General features: G+C 35.3%; 17 protein-coding genes. 9 read left to right on the plus strand and 8 right to left on the minus strand.

Annotated features, from left to right (window positions below; genetic code table 11):
* The first annotated feature begins 23 nt into the window (after nt 1–23).
* From QOX03_RS04965 to QOX03_RS04975, 3 genes are read left to right on the plus strand one after another with little or no spacing between them, the layout of a single operon-like run.
* On the plus strand, nt 24–1,232 hold the full coding sequence (locus tag QOX03_RS04965; protein WP_283670263.1) for a hypothetical protein: 1,209 nt from the start codon (nt 24–26) through the stop codon (nt 1,230–1,232).
* A complete protein-coding gene (locus QOX03_RS04970; protein ID WP_283670264.1) occupies nt 1,225–2,061 on the plus strand; it encodes a peptidylprolyl isomerase in 837 nt (278 codons plus the stop codon). The genes QOX03_RS04965 and QOX03_RS04970 overlap by 8 nt, the downstream gene beginning before the upstream one ends.
* Nucleotides 2,039–3,391: a peptidylprolyl isomerase gene (locus tag QOX03_RS04975; RefSeq protein WP_283670265.1), complete on the plus strand. Its 1,353-nt coding sequence runs from the start codon at nt 2,039–2,041 to the stop codon at nt 3,389–3,391. Before QOX03_RS04970 ends, QOX03_RS04975 begins: the two co-directional genes overlap by 23 nt.
* 492 nt (nt 3,392–3,883) lie before the next feature.
* On the opposite strand, the gene QOX03_RS04980 is transcribed toward QOX03_RS04975, so the two are convergent.
* The 3 genes from QOX03_RS04980 to QOX03_RS04990 are packed head-to-tail and all read right to left on the minus strand — an operon-like array spanning nt 3,884 to nt 9,006.
* Nucleotides 3,884–7,126, minus strand: a complete 3,243-nt coding sequence (locus tag QOX03_RS04980; protein WP_283670266.1) for a cytochrome c biogenesis protein CcsA — start codon at nt 7,124–7,126, stop codon at nt 3,884–3,886.
* Nucleotides 7,127–7,170: 44 nt separating this feature from the next.
* Nucleotides 7,171–8,043 carry a peptide chain release factor N(5)-glutamine methyltransferase gene (gene prmC, locus QOX03_RS04985; protein WP_283670267.1) on the minus strand — a complete coding sequence of 291 codons (873 nt, stop codon included), beginning with the start codon at nt 8,041–8,043 and terminating at the stop codon, nt 7,171–7,173.
* A gap of 3 nt (nt 8,044–8,046) precedes the next feature.
* Nucleotides 8,047–9,006 (minus strand): Gfo/Idh/MocA family protein, encoded by a 960-nt coding sequence (locus QOX03_RS04990; protein ID WP_283670268.1) that lies wholly within the window; start codon nt 9,004–9,006, stop codon nt 8,047–8,049.
* A 77-nt stretch (nt 9,007–9,083) separates the two neighbouring features.
* Here QOX03_RS04990 and QOX03_RS04995 point away from each other — a divergent pair, with 77 nt between their 5' ends.
* Together QOX03_RS04995 and QOX03_RS05000 are read left to right on the plus strand one after the other, a co-directional pair.
* On the plus strand, nt 9,084–9,731 hold the full coding sequence (locus tag QOX03_RS04995) for a protein-L-isoaspartate(D-aspartate) O-methyltransferase (RefSeq protein WP_119057553.1): 648 nt from the start codon (nt 9,084–9,086) through the stop codon (nt 9,729–9,731).
* A gap of 114 nt (nt 9,732–9,845) precedes the next feature.
* Entirely contained in the window at nt 9,846–11,996 is a 2,151-nt protein-coding gene (locus tag QOX03_RS05000; RefSeq protein ID WP_434800618.1) for an endonuclease MutS2, read from the plus strand.
* Nucleotides 11,997–12,079: 83 nt separating this feature from the next.
* On the opposite strand, the gene QOX03_RS05005 is transcribed toward QOX03_RS05000, so the two are convergent.
* The 3 genes from QOX03_RS05005 to QOX03_RS05015 form a co-directional block, all read right to left on the minus strand.
* Nucleotides 12,080–12,553 (minus strand): Dps family protein, encoded by a 474-nt coding sequence (locus QOX03_RS05005; RefSeq protein ID WP_283670270.1) that lies wholly within the window; start codon nt 12,551–12,553, stop codon nt 12,080–12,082.
* 314 nt (nt 12,554–12,867) lie between these two features.
* The gene (locus QOX03_RS05010; RefSeq protein WP_283670271.1) at nt 12,868–14,487 is read right to left on the minus strand and encodes a glycosyltransferase family 39 protein; all 1,620 of its coding nucleotides are present in this window, start codon (nt 14,485–14,487) and stop codon (nt 12,868–12,870) included.
* Between the two features lie 11 nt (nt 14,488–14,498).
* On the minus strand, nt 14,499–15,449 hold the full coding sequence (locus tag QOX03_RS05015) for a PhoH family protein (RefSeq protein WP_283670272.1): 951 nt from the start codon (nt 15,447–15,449) through the stop codon (nt 14,499–14,501).
* Nucleotides 15,450–15,506: 57 nt separating this feature from the next.
* Here QOX03_RS05015 and QOX03_RS05020 point away from each other — a divergent pair, with 57 nt between their 5' ends.
* Genes QOX03_RS05020 through QOX03_RS05035 form a run of 4 tightly spaced genes read left to right on the plus strand, consistent with a single transcriptional unit; the run spans nt 15,507 to nt 19,242 of the window.
* The gene (locus QOX03_RS05020; protein ID WP_119057548.1) at nt 15,507–16,331 is read left to right on the plus strand and encodes an SAM hydrolase/SAM-dependent halogenase family protein; all 825 of its coding nucleotides are present in this window, start codon (nt 15,507–15,509) and stop codon (nt 16,329–16,331) included.
* Nucleotides 16,332–16,871, plus strand: a complete 540-nt coding sequence (locus QOX03_RS05025; protein WP_283670273.1) for a CopD family protein — start codon at nt 16,332–16,334, stop codon at nt 16,869–16,871.
* Nucleotides 16,868–17,584 (plus strand): ABC transporter permease, encoded by a 717-nt coding sequence (locus QOX03_RS05030; RefSeq protein WP_283670274.1) that lies wholly within the window; start codon nt 16,868–16,870, stop codon nt 17,582–17,584. The genes QOX03_RS05025 and QOX03_RS05030 overlap by 4 nt, the downstream gene beginning before the upstream one ends.
* Nucleotides 17,581–19,242 (plus strand): Gldg family protein, encoded by a 1,662-nt coding sequence (locus QOX03_RS05035; RefSeq protein ID WP_283670275.1) that lies wholly within the window; start codon nt 17,581–17,583, stop codon nt 19,240–19,242. The genes QOX03_RS05030 and QOX03_RS05035 overlap by 4 nt, the downstream gene beginning before the upstream one ends.
* A gap of 30 nt (nt 19,243–19,272) precedes the next feature.
* Here QOX03_RS05035 and QOX03_RS05040 read toward each other — a convergent pair whose 3' ends face one another.
* Both QOX03_RS05040 and QOX03_RS05045 read right to left on the minus strand, forming a co-directional pair.
* Complete coding sequence (locus QOX03_RS05040; RefSeq protein WP_283670276.1) at nt 19,273–19,671, minus strand: hypothetical protein; 399 nt, start codon at nt 19,669–19,671, stop codon at nt 19,273–19,275.
* A 124-nt stretch (nt 19,672–19,795) separates the two neighbouring features.
* On the minus strand, nt 19,796–20,272 hold the full coding sequence (locus tag QOX03_RS05045; protein WP_283670277.1) for an Lrp/AsnC family transcriptional regulator: 477 nt from the start codon (nt 20,270–20,272) through the stop codon (nt 19,796–19,798).
* Between the last annotated feature and the right edge of the window lie 19 nt (nt 20,273–20,291).

The raw sequence follows: 20,291 nt of genomic DNA on the forward strand, positions 1-20,291 counted from the left end.
ACCCTTTATACATGAAATAATAGATGAAAAGATTTTTTTTAAGCCTTATTTTTTTTAGCCTATTTTTTCAGGCAAAAGCACAAGAAAGCATTGTAGTGAATGGCGAAAAATATGCCCTCGTTAACTTTAAGAAAGATTTTGCCAAAAACATTGAAGTTGAGGGTTATGATAAGGCTTTAAAAAATTATACCGAATATCTTCTAATGCTGCAACGTGGCAAAAAACTTCAAGTTGATACGACACACTATTATCAAAATCTATTGAATCAAAAAAAAGAAGAAATTCAACGGATTTTTCTTGATAAAATCGTTCAAAATTATTTGAAAAAAAATGAAATTCCTGTAGAACATGAATTAGCCCCAAGCGAGAAAATTAAAATCTTGACTGCTTTTGTGATTGAGGAAAAAGAAAAAGAGATTCAGACCGATTCTGCCGCTTTAAAACAAGTCATTGAAGCGGCGGGCGAAAACTTCTTGATTGATGAAAATCCTTTAAAATTCAATGAAAATCAGTGGATTTACAAAACAGCTACGGGAAGTTTTACACAACAAGATTTGGTGAAACATTTGAACTTCGCTCAGCAAAAAATTGAAGAGAATTTAAAGCTTTCTGAACTCATCAACTCGGGACTGAATTCACTGCGAAATCAGTTTTTAATCAATGATTACCAAGAACATTTTGAGTTTTATCAACCAAAATTCAAGGAAGAGGTAGATCTGCTGAAAAAAACAATCATCATCAATTATTTGCTAGAAAATGAAGTTTATCAAAAATACAGTGGCGATGAACTAAACCAAAAATTACAGATTTTTTTGAACAAAAATAAAGCTACTTACACTTGGCCGGTACGCTATGAGGTGGAGATTTATCGTTACTACCAGCCCGAATTAAAGGATAAAATTTTAAAAGCCTTAAAAAATAATTGGAATTCAGATAAAATTCAAAAAAAATGGAATACAGCTGGCAGTGATGTTGCATTGGTTGTGAACCAAGGTAAATTCCCGATTTATCATGAGGTTTTAGGGAAAAATTTTAAGCCTTCAGAAAAAATTCAAGAAGGAACTTTCAGAAATACACCGACGTGGATTCGCCTCATCAAGCAATGGCCACCAGCTCCCATGACTGTGAATGAGGCGGGGAATGTTTTGAAAGAAGATTTTTACAATCATCTGCTGAATGAGTTTTATTCTAACTTGTGGGAAAACGCTGAAATAAAGATATTCGATGAATAAAATTATAACTATTTGTTTTCTTTTCTCTTTTATCTTTTTTTCTTGCAAAGAAGAGAATGATAAAAATATTATCGCCAGCTACAAAGATGAGCAATTAACTAGCAGTGAGATTAAAGCGATGCTGCCCAATGGGCTGAGCCCTGAGGATAGTACCAAATTAGTGAAAGAATTCATTGAAAATTGGGCTATAAATAAAATTATTTTAGAAACTAGCCGTGAAGAATTAGATAAAAATGTTTTACTGGAAATAGAACAAAAAGTTGAGAATTACAAAAATGATTTGCTGGTAGATGAGATTGAATTACAATGGCTGGCACAGGATAGCGTGATGAATCCGAGTGAAAAAGAATTACTTGATTATTACGAAAAAAATAAAGCTAATTTTTTAGCAGAAGATGATTTCGTAGAATTTCGTTTTGCGGAAGTTCCTTCTTCCAAAGCTTACATCACGCGGAAGTTGATGCAAGAAAACACGCCAAAAGCTCAAATAAAGCTAGATACACTGGTGAAAAATAATTTGTATAAAGCTGAGATTAAACCCGAGCAATGGCTGAAATTTAATCAATTGGTGCAGCTAACGCCTTTACCAGATAATGCTCCAAAAGCTATTTATTTAAAAAAGCAAATTTTTAACCTTCCTCATCAGGGTAATTATTTTCTGCTCCAAATTACTAATTTTGCTAGAAAAGGAGAGCCGAAACCTTTTGTTTTAGTAAAAAATCAGATTCAAAGCATGCTAATCAACAAAAGAAAATTAAATTTGCTAACTGATAAAAAAAATAAACTTTACGAAAAAGCCTTATATAATGACGAAATTAAAATTAAATAACTTTTTACTGCTTTTTAGCCTATTGTTTTACAGTGTATTACAAGCTCAAAATACAAATTACGGAACAAAAGTGGATGGTGTGAGCGCCGTGATTGGTGATGAAATTGTGATTCAATCTGAAATTGATAGAGATTTTGAGATGGCAAAGCAGCAGGGAGCTAAAATAGATGACAAATGTTCTTTTATAGAGAATTTTTTAGTTCAAAAATTAATTTTGAGCAAAGCAAAAATTGATACCTTAATTAGCGTTTCAAACGAGAGAGCTGCCGCCGAAGCTGATGCCCGAATTGCAAATATCCGTTCACGCGGGAGTGATGAGCAAATTTTACAAGCTTATGGTTTTGCCAATATGGCCGAATTTAGAAATTATGTGATTGAACTGCAAAAAGAAAATACCTTGGTTGCTGAGAAGCAAAGAAGCATAGTAAAAGATGTTGATGCGTCGCCCAAAGAAGTGCGTGAGTTTTTTGAACAACACAAAAACGAATTACCCGACCTAGGTGAGCAAATTGAGATTTCTCAAATCATCATTTACCCAGAATTGACAGAGAATCATAAGCAGGAAATCAAAGATCGCCTGATCAAAATCAAAAAAGACATTGAAGACGGTGATGATTTCAAGACCAAAGCTTCGCTTTATTCTGACGACCCAGGTTCTGCTAGCAATGGGGGATTGTATGAAAATGTGAGCAGAGGAAAGTTTGTTCCAGAATTTGATGCTATAGCTTTCAATCTACAAGAAGGTGAAATTTCTGAACCAGTAGAAACTGAGTTTGGTTTTCACATCATCAAATTAGATAAGCGATTGGGGCAAAACATCAATGTGCGACATATTTTGATAAAACCCGTCTATACCCAAGACGAACTAAATACTGCCAAAGATAGTCTCAATGGAATCAAGAAAGAAATTCAGTCGGGTAAAATCACTTTTGAAGAAGCTGCAAGACGCTACAGTAAAGATAAATTTACACGATTTAATGGCGGGAAAATCATTAACCCATCAACACAAGAAAGTCGATTTGAGAGAAGTGATTTACCCACAACTCAACTCTACGCCATCGCTGGGCTCAACAAAGGTGATTTTTCTGATATTTTTGAATTAGAACATGACCGAAAAAAGGCTCTCGGGTTGATACGTATAGACGATATCATCCCAGCGCATAAAATTGATATCAAAACCGACTATTCTCGTCTAAGTAATATCACAAAACAGCAATTGCAACAGGAGAAATTATACCAATGGGTGAGAGAAAAATTACCTGAAACTTACATTAAATTAAATCGAGATTTGATGAACTGTAACTTTGATTTTAACTGGAAAAAACTTTAATTTTCTAAGCCTTATAAAATCTGTTTCTCCCATTGTTGTCTGATAAAAGAGTAGCCTCAAAAGCGACTCTTTTATCAGGCAATAATCAGACTAATTTCACTTTAAATTAGAATTCAAATAATTACTCTGTATACTATAAGGTAAAACTATTATAATCTCTAGCAAGCAATCTTTATTTGATGCTTCAATGGTAATACAATTTTTCATTAGGTTTATTAAAGTATACGATTTGACCTATTTGTGTATTGTTATAAGTTAATCAATATGCTTTTGTGTTTTTAGATTCTTGTTGTACTTACTAACGAAAGAGAAAAACATCTGGCTAAAAAGGTGTTATGATAAAAAATCAAAAATACCAACTTCACTTCTACTACACATATCGACAAAACATTCTGTTTATCAATTAGTCAAAAACATTTCGTCGGGAAGCATATTTTTTAAGCCTTTAAAAATTTTATGATATTTAAAACTTATTTTCCATAAAGCAACTTTTTATTGGTTGGATTTGAGATTTTTCCGATGAAAATAATAGGATAATAAACTTAAACTTAAGAATAAAACGACTCCAATGGGTACCCACGCTGGGATCGGAATACTGTCTCCCGCTGCATAGGTGTGTAAACCTGTCAAGTAATAATTGACTCCAAAATAAGTCATTATCACGCTTGAAATTGACCATAGTGAAACTACATTAAATGCATAGTTTCCTCGCAAACCTGGCACTAGCCTCATATGCAACACTATGGCGTAAGTGATGATTGAGATGAATGCCCAAGTTTCTTTGGGATCCCAGCTCCAGTAGCGTCCCCAGCTTTCATTGGCCCACATTCCTCCTAAAAATGTACCTACTGTCAAGGCAAATAGCCCGATGGTTAGCGACATTTCATTTACTACAGTTAATTCTTTGATGGTGTGTTGAATTTTTTTGGAAGGCTTAAAAAAATATAAAATTAAAGAAAAAATAGATAGCATCATTCCTAGTCCAAAAAAGGCATAGCTGGAGGCTATGATTCCTACATGAATAATTAGCCAATACGAATTTAATACTGGAGCCAATGGCGTAATTTGAGGGTCTAGAAGTGAGCTACCATGCGCAAATCCCATCATGATAACTGCAACTAGACAGCCTGCTGCAGGTAACAGGGCGTTCCCGTTGCGGTAGAGCAATCCACCAGCTAATACACTTACCCATGAGATGAAAATAATGGCCTCATAACCGTTAGTCCAAGGGGCGTGACCTGAAATATACCAACGTAAGCTCAGCCCAATGGCATGGATTAAAAATACCAATAAAGTTATTCCTAAAGTAGCTTTGATGATGCCGTTTAACCATCGTGGTTTATGTGCTAAAATTTGAATGAATCCTAAAATTAATAGAATAATTCCCAAAAAGGTATAAGCAATCATCACAAAAAAGAATGGTTCTACTTTGTTATAAAAAACTTCGATATTGACTTTGGTTGCTGGTGGAATTACATTTTCCCCCCATTTTTGTTGATATTCATTTATTTCTTTCAGGCTTTTATTGGCTTGTTGCCAATCACCTGATTTTTGTGCTTTCCCCAAGCGGTTGAAATAGGTATTAAAGAAAGCTAAGGCCGTTGTGTCTATTTCTAAAGGCTCTACAGATTTTAGCCAGCTATTCCATGTTTCATTTCTATCATTTTTCACTGGAATCATCTTTAGGTAATAGCCTTTTGCTATATTATCTAATATGCTAAATCGTTCTGTCACATTTAGAATTTCTTGTTCAGCTTTGCTTCTCTCCGACTGCTTTTTGCGAAATGCTGTCGAATATTCATCAGCTAATAAGAAAGCTCCTGTGTTTAAATCCACTAAATTCAATAATGAGGTATGTCCCGTTTTATCAACTTTTAATTTTTTTTGTAAATCTAGACCAATCTTATCCGTTACTCGTATCAGCGACGCTTTTGCCCACAGCGAAGGGTCTTGTTGCACAGACATAAACCAGCCTACAGCGGGCAGACCAGCGTATTTATCACTTTTGTATATCTTCCGAAGCAATTCCAAAGCGTGGGTTCCAAGGGGTTTTATCCGCCCTTGGTCATCTTGCACTAGCAGATGTTCTAGCTCATTAATATGCTCAGCGTTAAACTTCACCTTTTTCACGACTTCCTCTGCTGGAATAAGCGTTTCCGTTTCTGTGGAGAAAGGAGTTGCCATTTCTATTGAATCCGTTTTGGGGTGCTGATGCGTATGTGGCACACTATCTTGTGCCCAGCTTTGTATGGTTGCTAAAACTAAAATGAGTACAAGGAATCTTTTTTGGCCTAATTGTTTTAATTGTTGGTGTAAAGAGTAGAAACGTGTCCCCTTCCAAAACAGAGTGAAAAACATAGAAATAAATAGTAAAATATACCCGATGTATGTTAACATCGTTCCAGGGCGATCTTGGTTTACACTCAGGCGTGTCCCCATTTGGTCTGGGTCGTAGCTGGATTGAAAAAATCGGTAACCGCCATGGTCTAAAACATTGTTCATATAAATACGGTAATCTTCTTCTTTTCCGTTATCAATAACTGTGATTTCACTTGCATACGATGCTGGATTTCCTGAGCCAGGATAAGTTTCCATCTCAAAATCTCTTAATTTCATGCCAAAAGGCGTTTTGATAATTTTAGAACCAAAACCAAGTGAAACTTGCAAACCATTGATATTCTTTCTTATACTATAGCCCGTGCTACCCACGCTACCACGCACCAAGAGAGTGTCTTTCACACTGCCGTCATCGTATTCCACAAATATTGCATTAGCATTATTCTGATCTTGTGGGTTATTTTTATCGCCATGAATGTAATCAACTTTAGCTAAAAAAACCTCTCGAGGTAAAACAAAATTTGCTGGGCCAATTTGGTAAAGTGATTTTAAATTTAAGTCTTGTACAGAATCCACATAAATCATCTGTTGCGTCTGCAGCAAAGCTAATGAATCTGTCACTTGCCCGATTTGTTGCCCTGCCATTTTGATGCTTTGCCCCTCCAGCGGAGAATTTATCTTTAGCCCTTCAGGAGTTTGAGCAATCTGAATGCTCCCAGGAATTGGGTTATCAAAACTAAACATTGCACCAGCTATTTCTTTGATTTCCCCCGCTTGAATGTAATTGCTTACCCTTCCGCTCTGCCCTATGCTCACGATTTCCAGAGTCGGCTTACCACTTCCTTCCAAAATGGTATCTTTTGCTAATTCAATAAAATCTAAAGCCTTCAGAGAAATCACTTTATCTTTAAACTGATATTTTTTTTCAAACTGTCTTTTAAAAGGAAAAGAAGCTTCCTTTCGGTCAAAATAAGTCATTTGATAAGGGGTCTCGTACACCAAATTTTGTGTATCGTCAAAAAGACTCATCTTCATATAAGTCTGGCTACTAATGATTTCTGTAGAAGTTTCACCCTCGCGGATGTTCATATTCCCCTCCACTGAAAAAAGATGCGTATAAGCTGCCCCAATGAAAATAATGACAAAAGCTAAGTGAAAAGTCAAAACAGACCATTTTTCTTTTCGCCACAAGCGGTAACGCCAAATATTGACAATAAAGTTAATTATCAACAAAACTTGTACTAAATTAAACCACCAACTATAGTATATCATTTCTTTGGCAGCTGGTGTACCAAAATCATTTTCCACAAAAGTAGCCACAGCCATGGAAATAGCATAAACAAACAACATCACAGCCATCGCTCTTGTAGAAAAAAGCATTTTCTCTATCCAACTCATTTTTTTCAATCTTTCTTATTTATTTTTTAAGGCTTTAAAAAACTTCACCCACACGTGTAAGTTCCTGAAGCTTTTAGCATTCGCCAATTTCCAGAAATATCTTTTTTCAGTTCCGTTTTAGAAAATCCAAAATCATAAATTTCTTTGACTTTTTCTGCAAAATTTTGATGAATTTCCACAAAAACTTTTCCTTTTGGTTTCAAAATATCTTGTGCTTTTTGGCTTATTTCAAAATAATATTTTGTCGGGTTTTCATCTTCAACAAAAAGTGCTGTTTCTGGTTCAAATTTTTTAACAACATCAGGCATATTTTCCTTTTCTTGCAAAGGAATATATGGTGGATTGCTAATAATATAATCAAAGTAAGGCAATTCTCTGAAATCAGACTCAAATAAATTCATTACACGGAAATCAGCTTTTAAATGATTAATTCTCGCATTATTTTCTGCCACTTCTATGATTTCTTCCCGATAATCGATACCATATACATTTGCTGAAGGCAATTTAGCCTTCAATGCCAAGGCAATTGCTCCGCTACCAGTCCCGATGTCTAAAATATTCCCATTAAATTTTTCTAAATCATTAATATCTTGTAGCATCCATTCTATCAATTCTTCTGTCTCTGGCCGAGGAATCAACACCTGCGAATTCACCTTCAAGCGCAAGCCAAAAAACTCAGCTTCTCCCAACACGTATTGGTAAGGTTCTCCTCTTTGTAAGGCGTAAAGAGCATTATCAAACAAGATTTCTTTCTCATCTAATTTAGAATTTAGTTCATGTAAACCCATTCTCAGTGTTGATTTTTTTTGACCTAAAAACTTTTCAGCTAAGGCATAGAAAATCGTATTAATTTCTGATGGAGTATAAATTTGATTTAAAACGTTAAATTTATCTCGAATTTGCTGTAAATTTTTCATAAATTAAAAGTTATCAATAATTTGATAGGCTAATTCCAATGCTTTATACCCGTCTTCCAACTTCACTTTGATTGGTTTCCCATGGTTGATGCTATCTGCTAATTCTTCTAATTCTTGCAAAATAGCATTATTTGCTTCAATTTTGGGGTATTCGAAGTAAATTTTTTTCTTTACATGTTCAGCATTTTCTAAAATCATAGAAAATTCATCCGTACTATTTTCTTCAGCATCTTCTATTCGGATTATTTCTGATTTTTTCTCCAAAAAATCAATCGAAATATAGGCATCTCTTTGGAAAATTCGAGTTTTGCGCATATTTCTCATCGAAATCCTACTCGTCGTGAGATTCACCACACAGCCATTTTCAAATAAAATTCTTGCATTCGCAATATCAGGCGTTTCACTGACGACTGCCACGCCATTGCTGCGAATTTCCTTTACCCCAGAATCAATGATAGATAAAATAATATCTAAATCATGAATCATCAAATCCAAAACGACTGGCACATCTGTTCCGCGCGGATTAAACTCTGCTAAGCGGTGAATTTCAATGAATTTCGGATTTTTAATCTGTTCTTGCACTGCCAAAAAAGCGGGGTTAAACCGCTCTACGTGCCCCACTTGCCCCAAAACTCCATATTCTTCTGCCATTTTTTTTATAAAAGCAGCTTCTTTTAGACTTTGTGAAATAGGTTTTTCTATAAAAATATGTTTTTTGTTTTTGATGGCTTGTTCTGCTATTTTAAAGTGTGAAGTCGTAGGAGTCACAATATCCAAAACATCCACTTGATCAAGTAAATCCTGAAGATTTTCAAAATATTGATACCCCATTTTCTCAGCAAATTCAATAGTTTGCCGGTCAGTATCGTGAAAACCAATCAAATTGAACTTCTCAGATTGCTGTAAAAGCTTCAAATGAATTTTCCCCAAATGGCCTGCGCCTGCAACTCCAATGTTCAGCATATTAAAATTTTGCCTAAAAATAAATATAATCTAATTAAAAAAGTGATTTTTTAGCTATTTTTTAAGATTTTTGCACCATGTGGACAGAAAATTTTAGGCAGAAAGGCAAACGCCAACAGCTCATAAAACGGCTAATAGCAAAGGGAATTGATGATGAAAACGTATTGCAAGCCATGGGGCAAATCCCCAGGCACTTGTTTATTGACTCTGCTTTTGAGGATTTTGCTTACGAAGACAAAGCCTTCCCGATCGCCGCAGACCAAACCATTTCTCATCCATACACGGTCGCCTTCCAAAGCAGTTTATTGCATCTCTCTCCTAGCGAATCAGTTTTAGAAATTGGCACAGGCTGTGGCTACCAAACGGCGGTTCTCATCGCCATGGGTGCAAAAGTTTACACCATCGAACGTCAGCAAAAACTCGTCAAATTCTCTAAAAGAATGTTTCAACTTTTAGAACTTTCGCCCGTTTACCAAACCTATGGCGACGGGTTCAAAGGTTTGCCCACTTTTGCCCCGTTTGATAAAATCATCGTGACGGCTGGTAGCCCCATTATCCCTAAAAAATTACTGCAACAGCTCAGGATTGGAGGAATTGCCGTAGTTCCCATCGGTGAAAATAATCAAAAAATGTATAGTTTCCTAAAGGTAAGCGAACGTAAATATGAGCAAATGGAATTTGGAGACTATAAATTCGTCCCGATGTTGGAACAGAAGGATTTTTAATTTTTTTAAAGCCTTAAAAAAAAATATTCAACAATTTAAGTCAGTATAATCAACTTTTACTAAAATTTATATAAAGGCTTAAAATTTGGAGGAATATTTAATATTTTTGCAATGATGAATATTCCCGATAAAACGCTAGAAGATTTAGAATTCAAAAAGGTTTTGGCTGAAGTGAAAAAATATGCTAAGACAGAACGTGTCGCTGCTGTGATAGAAAAATTAAAGCCTTTAGAAAATCATCAAGCAGCACTTTTTCGTCTGAAGGCAACCAATGAGTTTTTGACTGGAATTCAATCCAGTACGCCCTTTCCATTTTCAGACTACGACGACATCCGAGAGGAACTCAATAATTTAGATATTGAAAATTATCAGATGCCGCTCGCTGCATTTTTGGCCATTCGCTCACAAATCTTACAAATCAAAGATTTAGTCAAATTTTTAACACGATTTGAAGCTTATTTTCCTGTTTTTTTTCATCATATTCAAAAGCTTAATCTTGAAAATGAAATCCTTAATCACATCAATCGGGTTTTTGAGAAATCAGGAGAAATAAAAAATAATGCAACGCCACGCTTAGCCCAAATTCGTGAGGGGCTGAAGCGAACTCAACGTGCTTTGAGTGAGCGTTTTACAGGAGCAATGCGCCATTACAACGAGTTTTTGGATGATATCAGAGAATCTGTCATCGACGGACGGCGTGTCTTGGCGGTAGCCTCGATGCATCGTAAAAAAGTTCCTGGGCGAATGGTTGGTACGAGTAAAACTGGCTCAATTTCTTTCATAGAACCTGAAGCCGTACTACAATCTCAGCGAGAATTGGATGAGTTGACCGAAGATGAAAAAAATGAAATCAAAGTCATTTTGCGTGAATTGACTGCTTTGCTCGCAGAATATCAAGAGGATTTGATTGCGTATCAGAATTTTCTTTTCCAAATGGATTTAATTGCTTCACAAGCGAAATATGCTGATGAAATACAAGCAATTTTACCCAAAATTCATCTCAAAGATAAAAAAATGCTTTTACGAGAAGCTTACCACCCTGTGCTTTGGCTTAAACACCAGAAAGAAAAGAAAAAAATTGTTCCGCAAAGTTTGGGGTTTGATGAAAATAACCGATTACTTTTGATTTCTGGCCCCAACGCTGGGGGAAAGAGTATAACATTGAAAACAATTGGTTTACTACAACTAATGTTGCAAAGTGGAATGCTGATTCCTGTGCATGAAAAATCTGAAATGTGCTTTTTTGAAAAGATTTTCACCGATATTGGAGACAATCAATCAATTGAGAATCAACTAAGTACATATTCATATCGACTCAAGCAAATGCATAATTTCCTCTACAATACAAATGATAAAACATTACTGCTGATCGATGAATTTGGGACGGGTTCAGACCCAGAACTGGGAGGTGCGCTGGCCGAAGTTTTTTTGGAAGAATTTTATAGTATGGGTGCTTTTGGCGTTTTTACCACGCATTACACCAATATCAAAGTTTTGGTAGAACAATGGGATGCCGCCAAAAATGCAAGTATGCTGTTTGACGAGAAAACTTTGGAGCCGCTTTTTCAGCTAGAAGTTGGGCAAGCAGGGAGCTCATTTACCTTTGAAGTGGCTCAAAAAAATAAAATCCCTTTCCGATTAATTAATCGGGCAAAAAAGAAAATCGAAAGAAATAAAGTTCGCCTAGATAAAACTATTCTAAAACTACAGCAAGAGAAATTTAACATTCAGAAAACTCGTAATGAACTGGAAGAGCTGAGAAATGCGTCTGATGAACAAAAGAATCAACTGGAAGAAACGCAAGATAGAATTCAGTCTAAATTGGTGGATTTTCAAAGGCTTTATGAAAAAGAACAAAAAAATATTCAATTAGGTAAAAGAATTGAGGAGCTTGCTGATAATTATTTGAAAAATAAAAGTCGAAAAAAATTAATTGGAGATTTCTTAAAACTTATTGAAACAGAAAATGCTAAAAAGCCTAAAAATCATTTTCAAGAGAAAAAAGTAGAACGAAGAAAGCAAAAAGCGCTAAAACGTGAAATGCAAAAGCAGGCAGAGAATATTGAGGAAATTAAGAAAAAAGTTGAAGCGGTAGAAAAAAAGCAAACTCAGGCAAAAATTGATAAAATCAAAATTGGTAAGCGAGTCAGAATTAAAGGAAGCAGCAGCGTAGGAACGGTAGAACGCGTAGAAGGAGACAGTATTGTCATCAATTACGGAAAATTTTTAACGAAGATTAATGTCCACGAAATTGAATCAATTTAATTTTTTTAAGCTTAAAAAAATCCTTCAAAAATCACCGAAGTAAATCTTTGAAGGATTGAATTAATTTCTTGAAATTCAACTCATTAAGCTAAGTACTGTCTTAGCTTCCAAGCCATTTTCTCATGGTCAGTTAGCAAACCTGTCAAGAAATCAGCTGAGCCGACATCTTTGTATTTTTCTTCGCAAGCATCAATTTTTTCTCGCAAACTTTGGATAATGGTCTCGTGATCTTGAACTAACTCTTTCACCATCTCTAGTGTTGGAGGGACTTTACCTGGCGTTTCCTCTAGGCTAGAGTATTCTGCGAATTCTTTCGCTGTCCCGATGGCAGTCCCGCCAAGCGTAGTCACACGCTCTGCTATAGCATCAATAGCTTCTGCCAAGGCAGTGTATTGCTCTTCAAACAATAAGTGATATTCCATGAAGTCTTTGCCTTTTACATTCCAATGGAAGTTTCTTAATTTGATGTAGAAGATATTGCCATCTGCCAATACGTGATTCAACAAATCTTGTACAGCTATTAAATTTTTTTCGTCAATTCCTAAATTTGGTTTCATAAAATAAATCTTTAAATTATATTTAAATCGTAATTTAAAAACATGCAATATTTAGTCCAAAATATCAATTTAGAAATTTAATTTAAAAATATATACTCTTGAGACTTCGATAAATTAAAATTGCCTGAGAATGCTTGTAGAATGCTCACGGAAAACCTACCCTATTGTTCAGGCTACTGAATAAGTCTTACACACTTATTGAGGTAGTGTCTTTTGAAAGTAATTTACAATAAAGGCTATTCTGTTGTGGAGACGTTTAGCTTCTCGAGTATTTTTTGGGGTATTTTTTTATTTTTCCTATTTTTTTTAAAGGCTTAAAAAATTTTAACTAAAAAAAATTGATTAACTTGACTCGCTCTAGTCTTGGGGTTTATAAACTTGAATGATAAACGTGTGACTCTGAATTCGTTAGCTGTAAAGACTACCGAATGTTGTAAATGCTCAATTTGATGTAAATTTTCATCAGAAATCACTAAATAATAAGGTTTCTGCTGTAATTTCAATTCATTTTCTTCCATTGTAGGAGTCGTTCTGTCCAGGCTCCAATCCAGTGCCCAAGAATGGAGCTTATCATAGACAAAAATATTTTCTTGAGTTAAATTTTCTCTTTCTACAAATTTAGCTATTTGAGTGTCTGCTTGGTAATTTTCAATTAAATTTTTATAAAAAGTAGAATTTAAATAAATATTTGCTAATAAAATAAAAGCTGCCAACCCAAAAATTAATCGATAAAGTTGGTTTTTTATTTGAATAAAAATAAAAAAGCTAAGCCCCATTAAAATTAAAAACAAAATGAGGATTTCCCTTTTCCTTATCGGGAAAAAATAGCTTGCCATGCTTGCCAAGAGTAGCATGCCTAGCAAAAGAATTATATAACTTGAAATTTTAAAAGCCTTAAAAAATTTCTGATTTTCACTCTGATTTAAATTTAAAATTTGTGCTGCTGTAAAAATACTCATGAGTGGAACAATCGGGTTGATGTAATGCGGAAGCTTAAATTGACTGAAATTCATTACCATTATAAAAATCAAAGCTGTAGAGAGTGTAGCTATTTCTTTTAATCTTTTCTTTTTATCAATAAATCCCACTTGGAAGGTCAATAAATAAAACCAAAGTGACCATGGCAAAAAAGCCCAAAGCAAGGTGTGAAAGTAAAAGAAATAATCTTGGCTACCAGCTTGCCCAAATTCTCCTCCTTGAAAGCGTTCTGCACTCTGCCCCATTGCGATAAACTTTACCCCTTCCCAACCAAATTGATGATAATAGGTCAAGAATATCGGCAGAGAAAAAATAAAAAAAGCTAAAATTCCCAGTGCAACTTTGTAGTTCAGTAATTTCTCCCAATTTTTTTGATAAGCAACTCTTATAAATAAAAATAATCCTACCAAAGCTACAGCTACCAGCCCCTTGGTAGAATATGCACAGGCGGTGAAAATTCCACCTAATAGCGCTGCTGATAGATTGTTTTTCTCTAAAAATTTTGCCCATTGCCAAATGGCTAAAACAAGCATTGAAGTCAAAACAGCATCGGTTCGCACATCGTGCAGACTGAGGAGAATGGTTTGGCTGGTGAGGTAAAATAAAGCTGCTAGCTGCCCAATTTCTGTTTTTTGATACATTAATTTTGATAAAGAAAAAACTCCGTAACCCGAAATCAGCGTTAATAAAATAGCGGGTAAACGATACGCCCACTCCGCTTTACCAAAAATTTCAAAAGACAAGCCCGAGAGCCAAAAATGGAGATGTGGCTTGTCTAGGTACGGCTGTTTTCCTTTGAATATATGAGCAAAATCGTTTTCTCTTGCCATTCGCCAAGCCATAGTGGCATGCTGAGCTGAGTCGTTTTCCATGAGCGGCAAAAACAAACCAAAGCCTAAGGCTACTGCCAGCAAAAAAAATAGGAAAAAATACCAAGGCTTAAAAAAATTAATCACTTTTCAGATTTCTATGATTGATTTTCCTCTGATGCATAAGCATCTATTATCTCTTTGACTAGTTTGTGCCGCACGACGTCTTTCCCGTCTAGTTGCACAAAAGCGATGTCTCTGATGTCTTGTAAAATATGCATCGCCAATTTCAATCCCGATTTTTGCTTCAAAGGTAAATCGACTTGCCCTGGGTCTCCGGTGATGATGAATTTTGCTCTTTTACCCATGCGCGTTAGAAACATTTTCATCTGAGAATGTGTCGTATTTTGAGCTTCATCTAAAATCACAAAGGCATTGTCTAGCGTTCGCCCACGCATAAAGGCGAGTGGTGCTACCTCTATGGTTCCTCGGTCAATTAGATTTGCTAACTTTTCATAATGAATCATATCTCGAAGTGCATCATAAAGCGGCTGAAGGTATGGGTCAAGCTTTTCCTTCAAATCGCCAGGCAAAAAACCTAAACTTTCGCCAGCTTCTACCGCAGGCCGCGTTAAAATAATTCGCTTGACTTCCTTGTTTTTCAAAGCTCGCACTGCCAAAGCCACGCTGGTATAAGTTTTCCCTGTTCCTGCTGGGCCTGTGGCAAAAATCATGTCTTTCTCTTGCACGGCATTCACTAATTTTCTTTGATTGGGCGTTAGGGCCTTGATTAGCTGCCCATTGACACCGTGAACTATCACATCATCAATGTTTCTAGTTTTAGAAAACGGTATTGATTGCTCATCAAAAATATATTCTAAATCTTGAAAATTCAATCGGTTATAATGCAACATGTGTTCAGATATTTCTTCGATTTTAGATTCAAATTTTCTCAAATCTTCTTCAGGGCCTGAGGCTGAAATTTTTCTACCACGCACGGAAACTTTAAGGCTTGGGAATTTATGGATGATGAAATCTAAATTCTCATTATTCGTTCCATAAAATTCTTGAACGCTAATTTCTTGTAATTCTAAAATAAGTTTATTCAAATGCTTTTATTTTAACTATAAAACTACAAAAATATACAATATATTTGTGTTTGAAAGATGTCAATAATTACACTCACAACTGATTTTGGGCTGAAAGATTTTTCTGTCGCTAGCGTGAAAGGGGCTATTTTAAAGGAATTGGCTCAGGTCACCATTGTTGATGTTTCTCATCAAATTTCACCTTTTAATATTGGCGAAGCAGCTTATATTATCAAAAATGTTTATCAAGACTTCCCAGAGGAAAGCATTCACATCATCGGTGTTGATGCTTTGCCTAATGAAAATAAAAAACTCTTGGCGGCTAAAATTGCCAATCACTATTTCATCTGTGCAGATAATGGTATTTTATCTTTAATTCTGAGTGAAAGTCAACCTGAAGAAATTGTAGAAATTACTATAAATAAATACAAACCCTACAGCAACTCCCCGACGAGAGATATCTTTGTTCCTGTGGCTTGTCACTTGTGCCGCGGCGGCTCACTAAACGTCATCGGAGCTCCCACCAATTCATATAGGGAACTGAATTTATTGCGTGCCCAAATCAAGGAGGATAAGAGCATCATTGGCACTGTGATTTATATTGATAATTTTGGAAATGCGATAACAAATATTTCTTACAGGCTCTTTAATGAATGCCGCCGTGGAAGAGATTTTCAAATTATTGTACGAAATTTAACTTTTGAAAAATTAGCCAATCGCTACAGTGATGTTGTGAAAGATTTTACTAAAGAAGTGGAATATCACGGCGATGGGATAGCTCTTTTTAACAGTAATGATTTTCTAGAAATCGCTATTTATAAACCTAATTTACAATCCTATGGCGGCGCCTCTTCTCTGATGGGCTTGAGTATTGGAACGCACGTCACCGTAAAATTCATATAAATGACTTATCAAATCTTAAAAGCAATTCACATTATCTTTGTCGTAAGCTATTTTGCTGGGCTATTTTACATGGTTCGTCTTTTTGTTTATGATACCGAAGCTTTGGAACTAAAAAATGAAAAAGGCAATATCTTGCATCAGCAGCTAATCTACATGCAAGAACGGCTTTGGAATATCATCACGCTCCCAGCCTTTATCATAATGATTATCAGTGGCTTTTACATGCTTCATCTAACTCACTGGGGATTTATAACCCAAGGTTGGATGATTGTGAAATTAGTCTTTGTAGGGATTTTGGCCGCTTACCATTTCTGGACATGGAAAACCATTAGAAATCTACAAAAAGAAAAAACTCAATACACCTCTGTGCAACTACGTATGATGAACGAAGTCGCCACCATTATTCTCTTTGTAGTCGTTTTTGCGGTTATTTTAAAACAATCTTTTATGGCGTATTGGTATTGGGCGCTGATTTCATTTGTAGCAATGGGTGCACTTATCATGTTGATTGTCAAATTAGTTAATCGAAATAAATCATGAATTTATTTATCAAAGAATTATTAAGCCTTTATAAATCTATCGGGTTTTATTTACTCGGTTTTATTTTCTTGGTTGGGTCAGCTTTGTTTCTATTCTTTTTCAGCGGAAACTTCAATATTTTTGAGCTAAATCAGGCCAATCTCTATCCATTTTTTCAAATTGCTCCTTATTTTCTAATCATTCTACTACCAGCGATGACGATGAAGAGTTTTGCCGAAGAACAGGAAAAAGAAACACTAGACTGGCTGAAGACGATGCCCGTAGACATGAGCAAAATTGTTGCGACAAAATTTCTAAGCATTTTTTCAGGCTTATTCACCTTCATTTTTTTAAGCCTTACTTTTTTTTTCATCGTACAGCATTTCAGCCTCAATGGTATTGATAGCGGTCTGCTTTTCTCTTCATATTTGGGGCTTATATTTTTAGGGATATTCATTATTTCTGTCGGAATTTTCTCTTCAGCCATCAGTTCCAATCAAATTTTAGCTTACATTTTAGCCGTACTTATCAATGCTTTTTTCTATTTTTTCATCAGCGGTTTAGCCGATTATAATTTAATTGGAAGTTTAGACTACCTCACCCAAAGTCTAAGCGTAAAGTTTCACTACGAGCGCTTCACTCAAGGCATATTCTACCTGAGCAGTTGCAGCTACTTTATCGGCTTTAGTTTTCTTTTCATTTTTCTAGCTCATCAAAAATTAAATCAAAAATGAAAAATTGGATAATTGCTATTGGAATTTTAATCTTAATCGCTCTTTCTCAATGGGTTGAAACAAGATGGGATTTCACCGAAAATCAACGATTTACACTCACAGAATCTGCAAAAGAATTGCTGCAAACACCAGAGATGCCATTGCACATTAATTTCTACTTAGACGGAGAAATGACGGGGAGTTTCAGAGCCTTGCGTAATGAGGTTTTGCAGTGGGTGAAGCTTTTTCATCAAGAGAATAAAAGTATAGAATACAGCATCATCAATCCCGTGGCGGAAGGTCTAAATCTAGATTCTTTAGCAAATCTTGGCATTCAAGGCTTGGCGGTACCTACGGAGAGTAAAATTTTACGGATTTTCCCTTATGCAAGCTTTAATTATAATGGGAAAACTCATGTGATTTCTGTTTTAAATAACAGGAAAATTCCTGTGAATGACAGAGCTGAACAATCTATAGCAGAAATTCCGAATAAATTTTTTAAGGCTTTAAAAAATGTCGTGCAAACTCAAAAACCTAAAATCGGACTAATGGTGCATCATGATGAATTATTGCCACAATATTTAGACGGATTTTTAATGGCGGCTTCTCCTTATTTCCAATTTGAACCGTTGACGACTCCCATTACTTCTGGCACGGGAGAATTAGACATTCAGAAGATTCCTGAACCCGACTCTCTAGCGGCAATTATTTCTGCCAAGCCGATTAAGCCATTTAGTGATAATGATAAAATTTACCTAGACCAATATCTCATGAAAGGTGGGAATTTAATGTTTTTGACTGAAAATGTTGATGCCGAGATGGATAGCCTTTTTCGTTCTGATAATATTGTAAGTTTCCCTAGAGATAATAATTTAGATGATTTATTATTCGCATATGGTTTAAGGATTGTCCCGTCTCTCATCAAAGATTTACAAGCGGCTTACGTGACACTTGCGATTGGTAACGTAGAGCAAAACACGGCTTACGAGCAATTCCCTTGGGTTTATTTCCCGCTGGCAATTTCACCTAAAAATCATCAAATTAATCAGAATTTGAATAATCCGCTAAAGTTTGAATTTGCAAACCCGATAGAAATTCTGCCTAGAGAAAGTACACATTATCAAATTTTACTGAGCACGTCTCCTTATACTCAATTGCAGAAACCGCTTTCCTACATCAATTTTTCTGAAATCGATAGAACAATTCCCGAGAATTACCTAGAAGGAACTCCCTTCCCTTTAGCCGTTTTAGTTTCAGGTGAGATTGGTTCTGCCTACGCTGGGCGAATAGTTTCTCAGCAATTGAATAACTTCAAATCAAAAACTCAACAGGGGAAATTATTGCTCATCAGTGATGGGGATTTCATCAAAAATCACGTTTTCAGAGGAACCCCACTGCCTCTCGGTGCCGATAAATACAGCCTGCGTCCAGATTTGAAATCTGCTCCAAATGTGATTTATGATAATGCTAATTTCCTCATCAATGCCTTGCAGTATATGCTGGGCGAAAATTTAAATTTTGGTTTTGATACTGATTCTGAAAGTTATAAGATTTTAAATAAAAGCTTGGTGCAAAACGCTAAAAATGAATGGCGTTGGCTCTCAGTTTTTATTCCCAGTATTTTTTTAAGCCTTTTATTTTTTATTATTTATTTCTATCGGAAAAAGAAGTTTAGCTAAGAATCTGTTTAGATTTTAAGTTGATTTTAGTTATTTAAAGAATTTCCATTTCGGGATAATTTCAAATAATCCGTAGCCGACAAATATAAAAAGTGTAAACATGGGGGCTAGCGTCCTTAATAATGAAAATTCTGGGTTGATAAGAATGATTATAAATAGACTGAGTATTGTGCCATAGACTCCATTTTTTTTGTACTGATAAGTCAAATAAAGCATGCCTAAAGCGACCGCAGACAGGAATATAACGGTGTAGTTATACCAAGCTGGTTCTGCATATAGCGTGGGGTCTGGCGCTACTTGCAACGTGCTCAGGCTATAAAGTCTAATGGCTAAGATTGAAAAAATCATAAAAGCGGTAAGCCCTATGATTAGTTTGAATCCTAAATTCTTTTCACTGGAAGTGTTCTCAAAATAATCTTGACCTTTCATTTTCACTAACTATGATGGTTAACATGTAAATGTAGGAAAAAAATAAATCGGCTTCAAATTCTCAAAACCGATTTAAAAATTTATGTCATATTTTTTCTAAGGCTTAAAAAATTTTTGCTCTCAGTTACATAAAGATATTAGTCAACAGGCGGCTTCTATCGTCGATGATTTCATCTAAAGAAATCATAGATTCAGTTCTAGAAACTTCTTCAATTTCATCAATTTTGAAAATCACATCACGTGCATCGTTCGTATCTTTTGCTCTAATTTTACAGAAGATGTTGTATCGCCCAGAGATTATATTTGCTACCGTCACGTTTGGGATTTTTTCTAATTGGGCAATAACGCTTTTCGTATGGCTTGATTTTGTCAACATAATACCGATATAGGCAATAAATTTATAGCCTAAACGCTCATAGTCAATCTCTAGAGAACTTCCTTTGATGATTCCTGCCTCTTCTAACTTTTTTACTCTTACATGAATTGTACCTGCAGAAACTTCCATCCTTTTGGCTATCTCTGTAAAGGGCATTCTCGTATTTTGAATTAAGAATTGTAAAATTTGCTTGTCTACTTTATCAATTTTATACCTTGATCTCATAAAATTATTTTCAATTATA

Source organism: Candidatus Ornithobacterium hominis (assembly GCF_951229915.1).
In the GTDB taxonomy this organism is placed as follows: domain Bacteria; phylum Bacteroidota; class Bacteroidia; order Flavobacteriales; family Weeksellaceae; genus Ornithobacterium; species Ornithobacterium hominis.